The sequence below is a fragment of the Streptococcus sp. HMSC071H03 genome (assembly GCF_001813035.1).
In the GTDB taxonomy this organism is placed as follows: Bacteria; Bacillota; Bacilli; order Lactobacillales; family Streptococcaceae; genus Streptococcus; species Streptococcus anginosus.
Window position 1 is genome coordinate 181,045 of sequence record NZ_KV811145.1, and the last position, 14,096, is coordinate 195,140.

Genomic DNA, 14,096 nt, shown 5'->3' on the forward strand with positions numbered 1-14,096 from the left:
AAATTCTGGCAGATATACGGAATCTGGATCAACTATTCAAATAGAAAACAATCAAAAAGTGCCACAATTCTACAATAAAAAAGCTAAAGAAGAGAAAGGAGAACCTGTCCATGAACCAACCCAAGAACTTCCTTATATCAAAGAAATGAAAAATCAACTGGTAGAAGTGGCTCTGACCTTTGATAAACCATATAGTTTAAAAGAAATTCGGGCTATAATACCTAAGAATCTAAAGACCAATTGGTATTGGATTGGTACAAATTCAACAAGCGATCCAAGTTGGTGGCAACCGAGCAATCTATATGGCACAAGTCCAGATTATCTAACGCAAAAAGAATATGTTCACAAGAAGGAAGCAGAAGAAGCTATTAAAAATCTCAAAGAAGGAGAGAAACTGAATGACAGACTTTCCGAAATGAAGGATGTAGATGGATTCTTGGCTAATCTGAAGAAATATATTAAAAGTGGATTTGGAAAAAGTAGCTACAATAATGCAACTCCGTCAGATGACATTAAAACCTACTTGAAAAAATTTGGTAAGCTAGACTTGTCTAAGAAAGAAGACCTAGAAAAATTAGAATTCTTAGGCGTTATCCTAACAGGAAAAGCTGAAAATTTTGCACAGCTGGAAGGTAAGGAGTGGATTTATGCATCAAGCATTGGAGCTTCTATACCAAATCAACCATACTACAAGTTGGACAAAGAATAAATTGATAAAAAAGGCGTAAAATGCTTGCAATTTGAAGAAAATTTGATAGAATAGTAAGGAAAGTTAGACTGTATTGCCTACTGTCTATCTATAAAATATATTTTATTGGAGGCTTTTACTCAAATGGCAAAAGAAAAATACGATCGTAGTAAACCACACGTTAACATCGGTACAATTGGACACGTTGACCATGGTAAAACTACCCTAACTGCAGCTATCACGACTGTACTTGCACGTCGTCTTCCAAGTTCAGTTAACCAACCAAAAGATTACTCATCTATTGATGCTGCTCCAGAAGAACGCGAACGCGGAATCACTATCAACACTGCACACGTTGAATACGAAACTGCTAAACGTCACTATGCTCACATCGACGCTCCAGGACACGCAGACTACGTTAAAAACATGATCACTGGTGCTGCTCAAATGGATGGAGCTATCCTTGTAGTAGCTTCAACTGACGGACCAATGCCTCAAACTCGTGAACACATTCTTCTTTCACGCCAAGTAGGTGTTAAATACCTTATCGTCTTCATGAATAAAGTTGACTTGGTTGACGATGAAGAATTGCTTGAGTTGGTTGAAATGGAAATCCGTGACCTTCTTTCAGAATACGATTTCCCAGGTGATGAAATCCCAGTTATCCAAGGTTCAGCTCTTAAAGCTCTTGAAGGTGATGAAAAATATGAAGACATCATCATGGAATTGATGGATACTGTTGATGAATACATTCCAGAACCAGAACGTGACACTGACAAACCATTGCTTCTTCCAGTCGAAGATGTATTCTCAATTACTGGACGTGGTACTGTTGCTTCAGGACGTATCGACCGTGGTACTGTTAAAGTCAACGACGAAGTTGAAATCGTTGGTATCCGTGACGAAATCCAAAAAGCAGTTGTTACTGGTGTTGAAATGTTCCGTAAACAATTGGACGAAGGTCTTGCTGGAGATAACGTAGGGGTTCTTCTTCGTGGTATCCAACGTGACGAAATCGAACGTGGACAAGTTCTTGCTAAACCAGGTTCAATTCATCCACACACTAAATTCAAAGGTGAAGTTTACATCCTTACTAAAGAAGAAGGTGGACGTCATACTCCATTCTTCAACAACTACCGTCCTCAATTCTACTTCCGTACTACAGACGTTACAGGTTCAATCGAACTTCCTGCAGGTACTGAAATGGTAATGCCTGGTGATAACGTAACAATCGACGTTGAATTGATCCACCCAATTGCCGTAGAACAAGGAACTACATTCTCTATCCGTGAAGGTGGACGTACTGTAGGTTCAGGTATGGTTACAGAAATCGAAGCTTAATTCAATTAAGTTCCCAGATGAACAATTAAAGTCAGACAAATGAGCTCCGCTGTTGCGGGGCTTTCTTTTTTATGATTTCATTCGACTCAGTCTTTATTTCTCTATTAAATTATGGTAAAATAATAGATGTAAATAAAAAAAGAAGAGGTATGTGAAATGTCACGTAAACCATTTATTGCTGGTAACTGGAAAATGAACAAAAATCCAGAAGAAGCTAAAGCTTTTGTAGAAGCAGTTGCAAGTAAACTTCCTTCATCTGATCTTGTTGAAGCAGGTATCGCAGCTCCTGCACTTGATTTGACGACAGTTCTTGCTGCAGCAAAAGGTTCAAATCTTAAAGTTGCTGCACAAAATACTTATTTTGAAGATGCTGGTGCATTTACTGGTGAAAATAGTCCCAAAGTTCTTTCTGAAATGGGTCTTGATTATGTTGTAATTGGTCACTCTGAACGTCGTGACTATTTCCATGAAACAGACGAAGATATCAACAAGAAAGCTCATGCTATCTTCCGCAACGGTCTTCTTCCAATCATCTGCTGTGGTGAATCTCTTGAAACTTACGAAGCTGGTAAAGCAGTGGAATTTGTAGGTGCTCAAGTATCTGCAGCCCTTAAAGGATTGACAGAAGAACAAGTTTCTTCACTTGTTATCGCATATGAACCAATCTGGGCTATTGGTACTGGTAAATCGGCTACTCAAGACGATGCTCAAAAAATGTGTAAAGCAGTTCGTGATGTTGTAGCAGCTGACTTTGGTCAAGAAGTGGCTGACAAAGTACGTGTACAATACGGCGGCTCAGTAAAACCGAACAATGTAGCTGAATACATGGCATGTCCAGATGTTGACGGTGCCCTTGTTGGTGGAGCATCACTTGAAGCAGAAAGTTTCCTTGCATTGTTGGACTTTGTAAAATAATTTCTTAAAAGAAATAGTTAGCTTGCCATATTTTATGGCAGGCTTATTTTAAAATGGAGAAATAAAATGAAAAAGAAAAGTTTATTTTATTTAGCAAGCACAGCTATTTTAATTGCAGCTAGTTCACAGCAAATTTTTGCTGATGAACCTGTAAAAACTTCTACGCTAGAGCCGACAGTAGAAGTCAATAAACAAGAAACTCATTCTTCAGTTGAACTCCAAACAAAAGAAGTAATTCAAACTGCTCCAATAAATCAAACAACTTCATCTTCTTCATCTAAAAACGAAGCAACTGCTTCATCAACCGCTTCAACTGAAGCTAAAGTTTCAGAAGAACAAAATGTTGTAAAAGAAAATTCGACAACTACAACTGAGACTAAAAAAGACAACAAGTCAACTTTTTTTGCTGCACAGAATAATCAAGCAACAGCTAGAAGTAATCCTGATGCACAAGTGAAAAAATCAACTTTTGTGGATGTCAGTAGTCATAATGGACATATCAGCAAAGAGGATTATCAACATTTAGCTGAAAAAGGGGTAAATGGGGTTGTTGTCAAATTAACAGAAGGAACGAGTTATAAAAATCCTTATGCGGTTTCTCAAACACAGAATGCACAAGCGGCAGGTATGCAAGTGTCGGCTTATGCTTTTTCTCATTATACTAATGAAGCAGAAGCAAGAGCAGAAGCGCGCTATTTTGCAGAGGAAGCAAGGCGATTGAACCTTCCTTCCTCAACTGTTATGGTAAATGATATTGAAGATTCTGATATGCGTCCGAATATCAATGCAACTACTCAAGCTTGGGCAGATGAAATGCGGCGTATGGGCTTTTCAAATTTGATGTACTATACAAGTGCAAGTTGGCTTGATCGAAATAATCTCAGAACGAAAGGACCAATCCAAACAGAGCAATTTGGCTTGGAGAATTTCTGGGTAGCGCAATATCCAACTTCAAAATTAAGTGCAGATGATGCGAAAACACTGAAATATAATAGTGAAGCAGGTGCTTGGCAGTTTACTTCGCAAGCTGAACTACTACTTGGTCGTCATGTTTTTGACCAAAGTGTGGATTATACTGGACGTTTTACGAATAAGGCAACTCCAAGCAATCGTGCTGCAAATCAGCCAATAAAAGGAAAAATCACAGTTCAAAACAAGAATCCTAACACAGGAACCTTTGATGTGATTGTGTCGGACGTTTCTGCTCCTTATGGCGTTCGTGAAGTGAAAGTACCGACCTGGTCTAATGTCAATGGTCAAGATGACATTATTTGGTATACAGCTGCTAAACAGGCTGATGGAACCTATAAAGTAACAGTAAGGGCAGTAGATCACAAATTTTCTACAGGACTCTATCACATTCACCTTTATTACATTCAAAATAATGGGAAATTGGTTGGCGTAGGTGGAACAACTACCGAGCTTTCATTTGGACGACCTCAAGGAAAAGTGACTATTGCTAATAATAATCCTGACACAGGAACTTTTGATGTCCTTATTTCCAATGTTTCTAGTCCTTATGGCGTTCGTGAAGTGAAAGTTCCAACTTGGTCCAGCATCGGTGGTCAAGATGATATTATCTGGTATACTGCTAAGAAACAAGCCAATGGAACTTACAAAGTAACAGTTAAAGCGACTGATCATAAAAAATCAACTGGAGAGTATAATATTCATGTATATTATATCCAAGAAAATAATCAGTTGGTAGGAGTAACAGGGACAACGACAACAGTTTCGATTGCGCATCCTAAAGGTACTTTGACTATCACAAATAACAATCCAGACGCAGGAACCTTTGATGTGATTGTCTCAGGTGTTTCTAGCCCTTACGGTGTTCGTGAAGTGAAATTACCGACTTGGTCTAATGTCAATGGTCAGGATGATATTATTTGGTATACTGCCACTAGACAAGCCAATGGAACTTACAAAACAACTGTCAAAGCGAGTGACCATAAAAGAAGTACAGGTTTATACCACATTCATCTGTATTATATCCAAAACAATGGTAAACTCGTTGGAGTAGGTGGTACAACGACAGAAGTTTCAATTGCACGTCCAAAAGGTACATTAACGATTCAAAATAAAGATGCGAATAAAGGAACTTTTGAAGTAATTGTCTCCAATGTTTCTAACCCAGATGGTGTTCGTGAAGTGAAATTACCGACTTGGTCTAATGTCAATGGTCAGGACGATATTATTTGGTACACTGCCACTAGACAGACCAATGGAACTTATAAGGCGTTCATTAAAGCAAGTGATCATAAGAATTCAACTGGTTTGTACTATATTCATTTGTACTATGTTCAAAACAATGGAACATTGATTGGAGTAGGCGGTACATCAACCGATGTGACAATTTCTGCAGAAAACCTTAAACCAACTGGAAAAATCACGATTCAAAATAATAATCCTAAAACAGGAACGTTTGATGTGGTGGTGTCTAATGTTTCCGGTCCTTATGGTGTTCGTGAAGTGAAGCTGCCAACGTGGTCTAGTGTAAATGGTCAAGATGACATCATTTGGTACACTGCTGCGAAACGAGCTGACGGTACCTATAAGATAACTGTCAAAGCGAGTGACCATAAGAACTCAACCGGCGAATACAATATTCATTTGTATTACATTCAAAACAATGGTAAGCTGGTTGGAGTGGCGGGCACAACAGTACAAGTTTCTAAAACGTCTTATTCGACACCATATTTTTCTCAACGTGATGGTCGTTGGGCAGGACGAACTTATGGTGGCTACACATTTGCTGCAACGGGTTGCGTTCCAACAACAGTTGCTATGGCAATTTCTGGTATTACAGGACAGACTGTTTTACCAACAACTGTGGCAGATTATCTCTATCATTCTACGAACGAATTTAATAAGAGAAGCTACGGCACAACGAGTCGGGGTATTGTCTTAGCAGCTCGACATTGGGGCTTGAAAACGGATGTTTTAGGTTCAACTGCAGCTGTGCGAGAAGCACTTGCTATGGGATACCATGTGCTTGGTGCAGTAGGAACCAGTATATTTGCAAATTATCCTGTTACGCATGAGCTAGTCATGAGGGGCTATAACAACGGAATGACTTACGTAATGGATCCGTATAATGCTAATAATAATGGCTATTATTCAGTAGATTATTTATTTAGAGTACGGAGTTTGGATCCAACTGATAATACAGAAGGTTCTCCGTTCATGACAATTAGATCGTAATGTTGTGTCTGCTCTGTGAGAACGAAGTTTCTGCCATTTTATCGGTTTAGTAATGAAAGGTTGAAACTACGAACTAAAAATTTTAAATGTTTAGTTCTGTCTTATTCTCTTTTTGATGAAAAGTAAGAAGCTCTATGATTTCTAAGGTTATTCCTATAGAAATCATAGAGCTTACTTGTTTTTGTTCGAATTTGTTTACTATTATTTTCCCAAACAAAATTGGCTGAAAAGTTGGCTAATGAGTTCATCAGGAGCGGCATCACCTGTGATTTCACCAAGGATTTCCCATGTTCGGGTGAGATCCACTTGGACTAAGTCAACAGGCATTCCTAAATCCAGTCCCTCATTGACAGCTTGGAGACTTTCGACAGCTTTTTCAATCAGAGAAATATGGCGAGCGTTAGAGAGATAAGTAGCGTCTTGTTCTACAATGCCTGCATTTTCAAAGAAAAGTTGGTTGATTCGTTCTTCGATTTTATCAATATTTTGATTTTGAAGAACAGAAATCTTGATAAAATCATCGGGAAGCTGGTCAACTTCGATCTTCTCCTCTAAGTCAGTTTTATTGAGCAGCAAGATACGATTGGTGTCTTGACTGATTTCTAACAGTTTGCGATCTTGTTCTGTCAATGGCTCACTAGCATTTAACACAAGAAGTACAAGGTCAGCGTCTTGGAGCGCTTTTTTGGAACGCTCTACTCCGATTTGTTCGACAATATCATCTGTATCACGAATACCCGCAGTATCAATCAACTTGAGTGGCACTCCGTTGATGTTGACATATTCTTCAATGACATCGCGAGTGGTTCCAGCAATGTCCGTTACAATAGCCTTATCTTCACGGAGCAAGTTGTTAAGGAGACTAGATTTGCCAACATTTGGGCGACCAATAATAGCAGTAGAAATTCCTTCGCGCAGAATCTTACCGCGGCGAGCTGTTTTTAAAAGTTGAGTCAGCAGTTTTTCAAATTCAGCTGTTTTTTCACGCAACAGTTTGGTAGTCATTTCCTCAACATCGTCGTATTCTGGATAGTCAATATTGACCTCGACTTGAGCTAGTGTGTTAAGAATTTCCTGACGTGTATTATTGATGAGGTCGGACAGAGAACCGTCCAGTTGCTTGACGGCGATATTCATGGCTTTGTCCGTTTTTGCTCGAATAATGTCCATAATAGCCTCTGCTTGCGTCAAATCCACGCGTCCATTGAGAAAGGCGCGCTTAGTAAATTCACCAGGTTCCGCCATTCTAGCACCTTCTCGAATAGCTAATTGGAGGATTTCGTTGGTCACAGCAATTCCTCCGTGAGTGTTAATCTCAATCACGTCTTCGCGCGTGAAGGTTTTAGGAGAACGCATAACTCCAACCATAACTTCATCTAAAATTTCGTTTTTTTCTGGGTCAATAATATGCCCATAATTTAGTGTGTGACTGGCAACGGTACTCAAATCTTTTCCTTTAAAGATTTTTTGAGCAATGGCAAAGCTGTCCGTCCCGCTCAGTCTAACAATGCCGATAGCTCCTTCACCAAGAGGGGTGGAAATGGCAGCAATCGTATCAAATTCTTTGGTTATCATCAATTTAATCCTTATAATGTGTTTATGCAATCTATATTCATTGTAACGCAAAACAAGGTTCGTCGCAAGATTTTTACATGCTGTTTTTGTTCAAATAAATTCATCATCTCTTTTTAATACAATAAAATAAATTTTAAGAAAGCTTCAAATATCATTCGTTTATTCATTTGATATATCAAATTATAGCAAAGAAAATCTGGAATTTTTGGTGTTTTATAATCAAGAAAAATAGAATATTCGGATTTTAGAATGTTTGTAAAAAAGGGATTATTTAAAAAGAAAGTGGTTTCATTTTTTGGGTGCTAAAGTTGGCAAATCATGGTATACTAGAAGCAGATTGAATAAAGGAGCAAAAATGGAAAACCTCAAAAAAATGGCAGGAATCAAAGCTGCAGAATATGTGAAAGACGGTATGGTAGTTGGTTTAGGAACGGGTTCGACTGCCTATTATTTTGTGGAAGAAGTTGGACGGCGTATCAAGGAAGAAGGACTGAAAATAACAGCAGTTACAACTTCAAGCACAACGAGTGAACAAGCTCGGTGTTTAGGTATTCCTTTGAAATCAATTGATGAAGTAGATGAAGTAGATGTGACCGTTGACGGAGCTGATGAGGTGGATACTAACTTCAATGGTATCAAAGGCGGTGGCGGCGCTCTGCTTATGGAAAAAGTTGTCGCAACTCCCACCAAAACCTACATTTGGGTAGTTGATGAAAGTAAAATGGTTGGTAAACTAGGTGCTTTCAAATTACCAGTAGAAGTCGTACAATACGGAGCAGAACAGCTTTTCCGTCGTTTTGAACATGCAGGCTATAAACCGTCATTTCGTGAAAAAAATGGGCAGCGCTATATCACTGATATGCAGAATTTCATTATCGATCTTGACTTAGGAGTGATTGAAAATCCAGTCGAATTTGGGCAAGAGCTAGATCATGTAGTCGGTGTGGTAGAACATGGACTCTTTAATCAAATGGTGGATATGGTCATTGTTGCTGGAGGAAATGGTGTACAAATTTTAAAATCAACCGAATCAAAAGGAGAATAGAATTTTATGTCACATGTTATTATATTTATGTCATTATCATGGATTCAGTCCGAATTAGTGTTGCACTAAATGCTGATGTTCAAAAAGAATAAGAAAGATTAGAATATGGTCTTGAGAGTGGAGCGTAATTGTGTCATTCAACATTTTTCGAGTGAAAATTAAAAAAGATATAAAAGGATAAAGATATGAATTTAATGGATAAAATTAACGAAACAGCACAGTTTTTAAAAGATAAAGGAATGACCGCACCAGAATTTGGTTTGATTCTCGGTTCTGGTTTGGGAGAATTAGCTGGTGAGATTGAAAATGCTGTCAGCATTGACTATGCAGGCATTCCAAATTGGGGTCGCTCAACAGTGGTGGGGCATGCTGGTAAATTGGTTTATGGCGATTTAGCAGGTCGGAAAGTACTGGCTTTGCAAGGACGTTTTCATTTTTACGAAGGAAATCCAATGGAAGTAGTGACTTTCCCTGTCCGTGTAATGAAAGCGCTAGGTTGTGAAGGTGTCATTGTTACCAATGCCGCTGGAGGGATTGGATATGGTCCAGGGACGTTAATGGCTATTTCAGACCATATCAATCTGACGGGGCAAAATCCTTTGATTGGAGCGAATTTGGACGAATTTGGACCACGCTTCCCAGATATGTCTGATGCTTATACAAAAGCTTACCGTGAAAAAGCCCACAGCGTAGCAGAAAAATTAGGCATTGAATTGAAAGAAGGAGTTTATCTGGGTGTGACGGGACCAACGTATGAAACACCAGCTGAAATCCGCGCTTTCCAAACCTTAGGAGCTAGCGCTGTCGGTATGTCAACTGTTCCAGAAGTAATTGTGGCAGCCCACTCAGGCTTGAAAGTATTGGGAATTTCTGCTATTACAAACTTTGCAGCTGGTTTTCAAAGCGAGCTAAACCATGAAGAAGTCGTAGAAGTGACAGAACGTATCAAGGAAAACTTTAAAGGACTTGTAAAAGCAATCCTTGCAGAACTATAAAAAACATAAATGTAAAAAGAGTCGAAGATTGAACTTACAATCACATCTCTTTCTGAACTCAACTAGAAACGAAAGGAATAAAACCCGTACGCAATCCTTTCTGAGATGAATAAGCTCCTAAGAAAAGTTTTTTAGCGCTTGTACTTTTCAGTTTGGATTTTTGATTTTTGACGGGCTTGGTATCTTACTTATGTCAATCCATATTGCAGCAAAACAAGGCGAAATTGCCGATAAAATTTTACTACCTGGAGACCCACTCCGTGCCAAATTTATTGCCGAAAACTTTTTAGAAGATGCTGTATGTTTTAATGAAGTTCGCAACATGTTTGGTTATACAGGGACTTATAAGGGGCATCGTGTTAGTGTTATGGGAACTGGAATGGGAATTCCGTCTATTTCTATCTATGCTCATGAGTTGATTGTTAACTATGGCGTGAAACGTTTAATTCGTGTAGGAACGGCTGGTTCGTTGAATAAAGACGTTCATGTACGTGAATTGGTATTAGCGCAAGCAGCAGCGACAAATTCAAATATCATTCGTAATGATTGGCCTCAATATGACTTTCCGCAAATTGCAAGTTTTTGTCTTTTAGATAAGGCTTATCACCTTGCCAAGGATTTTGGTATGACAACGCACGTTGGAAGTGTCTTATCATCAGATGTTTTCTACTCAAACTACGGTGAAAAAAATATTGAACTTGGTAAAATGGGAGTTTTGGCTGTGGAAATGGAAGCGGCAGCTCTTTACTATTTAGCTGCTCAATATAATGTCGAAGCACTTGGCATTATGACTATTTCAGATAGCTTGGTTCATCCAGACGAAGATACAACGGCAGAAGAACGTCAAACGACTTTCACAGATATGATGAAAGTTGGTTTAGAAACGCTTATTTCAGAATCATGATTAAAAATTTAGACGTGAAAGAAGAGATAACCTACGCTATTTCTCGCTATGATTATGCTCATGCTTATAAATTAGCTCAAAGGCTGAATGGTGCAGACTCAAACTTAGTTGAACTTTTGTATATCATGGCAGAGCGGAGAGAGTTGAATATTCGCCCTGCTATGGAATATCAGTTGAAAATTAGAAATGATTTTCAACTTTTTTGTCATGATTCTGAGGAAGATGAGCAATTAGCGAATTACCTATATGACTTAGAAGCAAAGCTCAAAAACGAACAAGTGATTGACTTTATTCGTGCCGTTAGTCCGGCGATTTATCGGATTTTTATGCGTTTGATTAAGCAAGAAATTCCTGATATTGAATCCTATATTCATAATTCTAGAGAAGCGAGTTACGATCGTTGGAATTTTGAAAAGATGAAAAATACAGATCATCCTATTTTGAGTACTTTCCATGCTGAAAGTCCAGTTCATTCTTCTAGTCTGGCTAGCTTGATTTTACTGTTGGATTTACCAGAGCAAGTTAAAATCATGGTCAAAGAACTACGAAAGTTGGAGAAATCCGTTCGGAACCCATTAGCGCATTTGATTAAACATTTTGATGAAGAAGAATTGCATTCCACTACAGGTTTTTCTTCTCAATTTTTTATGGAAATATTGATTTTGTTGGCAAAAGCAACAGGCATTACTTATGACGAGGAGCAATTTTACTTTGATCGGGTTAATCAAGTCATCAAAATATTGATAAATTAAGTGTTTTGTTTCATTATAAAATCCCATACAGTTCATTTTACTTGTATGGGATTTTTGGTTATTTAGAAGAAGAGCTGGATTCTTCTGTTGATGAGGAAGAACCGTTACTTGTTGATTCAAATTGTTCAGGGTGAAGAGCACGATAGCTTGGGGAATTAAACAGATCAACAGTTGAATTACCACCTCGTTTGCTATAAAGACTTGTAGATTCATCACCTTTTTTCTTTTCAATAGATAATAATGATTTAAGTGAATTAGTGTAAGAATAGTCCTTAGGATTCACTTTCCCTAAATCATTTCCAGTATAGAAGCGAAGTAAGTCTCCGGTTTGAATCAGGTCACTCATTTTCAACTGCTCATTGGTTGTGTTGCGGATTTTTTCCAATTCTGCCTTAGTTGTTTCATCTGGATTGGTAATTTCTTCTCCTGTTTCTGTGTAGTAAGTACGTCCACTGTAGCTAGTATACTTAGGAGTTACAAAATAGTTTGATGAACGAAAGGCAACGGTTTGTTGATGTTTTGGAGAGAGTAAATCTTGTCCGACTTGTAGGTATTGTTTAGAATCAATACCGAGCAAATGTTCTAAAGTAGGCAAGAGGTCAACTTGTCCGCCATAGGTATTAACGACTTTTCCTTTTGTCATGCCAGGAATAACAACCATATAAGGAACTCTTTGCAGCATAGCATTGTCATAGCTAGACCAAGTTTCAGAATTTTTGCCTAGTAATGGCGCCAGCGAAGGATTCCGTGAATTAGAGATACCGTAGTGGTCACCATAAAGAACGATGATTGAATTCTCATAAAGACCAGACGCTTTTAAGTAGTCAAAGAATGATTTAACGGCAGAATCTAGATAATTGGCCGTTGCAAAATAACCATTGATTGTTTCATCCTTGGTTGAAGCAAGTGGAAAACCAATCTCGTCTCCAATCAAGCTAGTTGTATAAGGATAGTGATTAGAAACGGTGATGTATTTTGCATAAAATGGTTGTTGTAAATGTTCAAGATATTTAATAGAATCTTTGAACATAATCTTATCATTCAGACCATATTGGAATGAATTCGTTTTGTCTTGCTTAGAAAAGTAAGAAGAATCGAAGAAATAGTTATATCCCCATTGTTTGTAGGTGGTATTTCGATTCCAGAAACTACCAGCATTTCCGTGGAAAACGGCACTAGAATTATAACCATTTTTTGAGAGAATGTACGGAGCAGCTTGCTGCGTGTTTGTTCCACCATAGTTTACCATAAAGGAGCCCTGATTGAGACCGAACAAACCAGTTTCTAACATCGTTTCTGCATCAGATGTTTTTCCAGCTTTTACTTGATTAAAGATATTAGAAAAAGCAAACGTTGAGTTTGAATGATAAAGAGAATTGAGGAATGGAGTTACTTCGTATTCTTTGCCCTCAGACTTTAATTTATAATCAATCAGGAATTGTTGGAAACTTTCTAAATGAAGATAGATGACATTTCTACCTTTAGCAATTCCGTAATACTCTTTATTTGGCTCGGCATAGTGTGACTTGACGTATTCTTCAACTGGTTTCAAATCTTCAGCACTTGCTTTAGAGCGTTCTTTGTTGGCGCTATAAGTCTGATTAGCACTATAGCCAAGAAATGCTGGCAACCCTAGGGCGCGGACAACATAATAATTAGAGAAGCCGCGTGTCAATAACTCTGGGCGGTCAACTTCCGCTAAAAAGAGGTTGGCTGAAAAGAGCATACTAGATAGAGCAGTAATAGCAAAGCTAGCTCGCTTGTTGAACGACCGATCATCCAAACGAATCCATTTCTTATAGAAAAGAAAACCTAAGATTGGAAAATCAATGATGTAAATCAAATCTCCAGGTCTAAATAACTCAAGAGCAGCTTCTCCTAGACCAGCAGAAACACTACTTGAAGCGAGCATGGTATTAACAGTGACAAAATCACTAAACTCGCGATAATAGATTGAATTTGAAATGAGCCAAACAAATAATAAAATGTAAAGCGTAACTGCGAGAATGTAAAAAACCTTGGTTCTCTTAATATAAAGTGCTAGCCCAATCAGTAATAATCCTAATGGAAGAGGATTGATGATAGAGAGAAAGACTTGATAAGCGCCTTGAATATCCAGATTAAAATCAACAGAATAGGCCCACATGGTTTTCAGCCAATAAAGAGTCAGTAAGGTCAAGACAAAACCTAGTCTTGTACTCATGAAGTTGAGTATCTTCCTAGTCATAGTTTTCACAAATATATACTTCCTTGTCTTATTTCCTAAAATTTTCACTACTAAGTATAACATATTTTTGATTTAAGTTGGTAATTTAAAATGTTGCATTTTCTTTTGCTAGATAAAAAACAGAGAAAGGATTTTTATCGATTGAGAATAAATAGAATTTTTACATATGAACACATTTTTTGCAATCATTTTGTAATAAGTAGTACATTTTTTTGAGAAAATTCATAACATTTGATATAATAGAGCTTATGAAACAGCTTACGATTCCTTCTTACACTGAAGAAAACATAAAAAAAGGACGATTTGTTTTAGAAAAACAAGATTTTCCCTCACTTTCTTTTCATCATCAAGTTGTAGAATTGGTAAATGCAAAAGGAAATTTTGTAGGTATCGCATACTTATCAGAGCAAAACAAGGGTATCGGCTGGTTTATCTCACAGAAGAAAGTAA

At 37.9% G+C, this 14,096-nt stretch carries 10 protein-coding genes and 1 pseudogene; 9 read left to right on the forward strand and 2 right to left on the reverse strand.

Going from position 1 to position 14,096, the window contains the following annotated elements; translation table 11 throughout:
- The 4 genes from HMPREF2887_RS02305 to HMPREF2887_RS02320 form a co-directional block, all read left to right on the forward strand.
- On the forward strand, positions 1–709 hold a 709-nt coding region (locus HMPREF2887_RS02305; protein WP_084740400.1), incomplete at its 5' end, for an anti sigma factor C-terminal domain-containing protein.
- 123 nt (positions 710–832) lie between these two features.
- Positions 833–2,029 carry an elongation factor Tu gene (gene tuf / locus HMPREF2887_RS02310; RefSeq protein ID WP_003023932.1) on the forward strand — a complete coding sequence of 399 codons (1,197 nt, stop codon included), beginning with the start codon at positions 833–835 and terminating at the stop codon, positions 2,027–2,029.
- Positions 2,030–2,185: 156 nt separating this feature from the next.
- Positions 2,186–2,944, forward strand: a complete 759-nt coding sequence (tpiA, locus tag HMPREF2887_RS02315) for a triose-phosphate isomerase (RefSeq protein ID WP_021001870.1) — start codon at positions 2,186–2,188, stop codon at positions 2,942–2,944.
- Positions 2,945–3,010: 66 nt separating this feature from the next.
- On the forward strand, positions 3,011–6,148 hold the full coding sequence (locus tag HMPREF2887_RS02320) for a GBS Bsp-like repeat-containing protein (protein WP_084740391.1): 3,138 nt from the start codon (positions 3,011–3,013) through the stop codon (positions 6,146–6,148).
- Between the two features lie 201 nt (positions 6,149–6,349).
- Here the strand turns inward: HMPREF2887_RS02320 and mnmE are convergent, their stop codons facing one another.
- A complete protein-coding gene (gene mnmE, locus HMPREF2887_RS02325) occupies positions 6,350–7,723 on the reverse strand; it encodes a tRNA uridine-5-carboxymethylaminomethyl(34) synthesis GTPase MnmE (protein ID WP_021001868.1) in 1,374 nt (457 codons plus the stop codon).
- A gap of 355 nt (positions 7,724–8,078) precedes the next feature.
- Here mnmE and rpiA point away from each other — a divergent pair, with 355 nt between their 5' ends.
- The 4 genes from rpiA to HMPREF2887_RS02345 all read left to right on the forward strand — a co-directional run bounded on the left by rpiA (position 8,079) and on the right by HMPREF2887_RS02345 (position 11,419).
- Complete coding sequence (gene rpiA / locus HMPREF2887_RS02330; protein WP_021001867.1) at positions 8,079–8,768, forward strand: ribose-5-phosphate isomerase RpiA; 690 nt, start codon at positions 8,079–8,081, stop codon at positions 8,766–8,768.
- A 185-nt stretch (positions 8,769–8,953) separates the two neighbouring features.
- The gene (locus tag HMPREF2887_RS02335) at positions 8,954–9,763 is read left to right on the forward strand and encodes a purine-nucleoside phosphorylase (RefSeq protein WP_003023945.1); all 810 of its coding nucleotides are present in this window, start codon (positions 8,954–8,956) and stop codon (positions 9,761–9,763) included.
- Positions 9,764–9,953: 190 nt separating this feature from the next.
- Positions 9,954–10,667 (forward strand): purine-nucleoside phosphorylase, encoded by a 714-nt coding sequence (gene deoD / locus HMPREF2887_RS02340; protein ID WP_021001866.1) that lies wholly within the window; start codon positions 9,954–9,956, stop codon positions 10,665–10,667.
- Positions 10,664–11,419, forward strand: coding sequence for a hypothetical protein (locus HMPREF2887_RS02345; RefSeq protein WP_003023949.1), 756 nt, complete (start codon positions 10,664–10,666; stop codon positions 11,417–11,419). The genes deoD and HMPREF2887_RS02345 overlap by 4 nt, the downstream gene beginning before the upstream one ends.
- A 58-nt stretch (positions 11,420–11,477) precedes the next feature.
- Here HMPREF2887_RS02345 and HMPREF2887_RS02350 read toward each other — a convergent pair whose 3' ends face one another.
- Positions 11,478–13,646, reverse strand: coding sequence for an LTA synthase family protein (locus HMPREF2887_RS02350; protein WP_021001865.1), 2,169 nt, complete (start codon positions 13,644–13,646; stop codon positions 11,478–11,480).
- A gap of 248 nt (positions 13,647–13,894) precedes the next feature.
- Between HMPREF2887_RS02350 and HMPREF2887_RS02355 the strand changes: the two are divergent.
- Positions 13,895–14,096 (forward strand): annotated as a pseudogene (locus HMPREF2887_RS02355) (class I SAM-dependent rRNA methyltransferase); the annotation flags it as partial.

Excerpts from the sequence above, each read along its gene's own strand:
- tuf (WP_003023932.1), top strand. The coding sequence starts at position 833 with ATGGCAAAAGAAAAATACGATCGTAGTAAACCACACGTTAACATCGGT.
- tpiA (WP_021001870.1), top strand. The coding sequence starts at position 2,186 with ATGTCACGTAAACCATTTATTGCTGGTAACTGGAAAATGAACAAAAAT.
- HMPREF2887_RS02320 (WP_084740391.1), top strand. The coding sequence starts at position 3,011 with ATGAAAAAGAAAAGTTTATTTTATTTAGCAAGCACAGCTATTTTAATT.
- mnmE (WP_021001868.1), bottom strand. The coding sequence starts at position 7,723 with ATGATAACCAAAGAATTTGATACGATTGCTGCCATTTCCACCCCTCTT.
- rpiA (WP_021001867.1), top strand. The coding sequence starts at position 8,079 with ATGGAAAACCTCAAAAAAATGGCAGGAATCAAAGCTGCAGAATATGTG.
- HMPREF2887_RS02335 (WP_003023945.1), top strand. The coding sequence starts at position 8,954 with ATGAATTTAATGGATAAAATTAACGAAACAGCACAGTTTTTAAAAGAT.
- deoD (WP_021001866.1), top strand. The coding sequence starts at position 9,954 with ATGTCAATCCATATTGCAGCAAAACAAGGCGAAATTGCCGATAAAATT.
- HMPREF2887_RS02345 (WP_003023949.1), top strand. The coding sequence starts at position 10,664 with ATGATTAAAAATTTAGACGTGAAAGAAGAGATAACCTACGCTATTTCT.
- HMPREF2887_RS02350 (WP_021001865.1), bottom strand. The coding sequence starts at position 13,646 with ATGACTAGGAAGATACTCAACTTCATGAGTACAAGACTAGGTTTTGTC.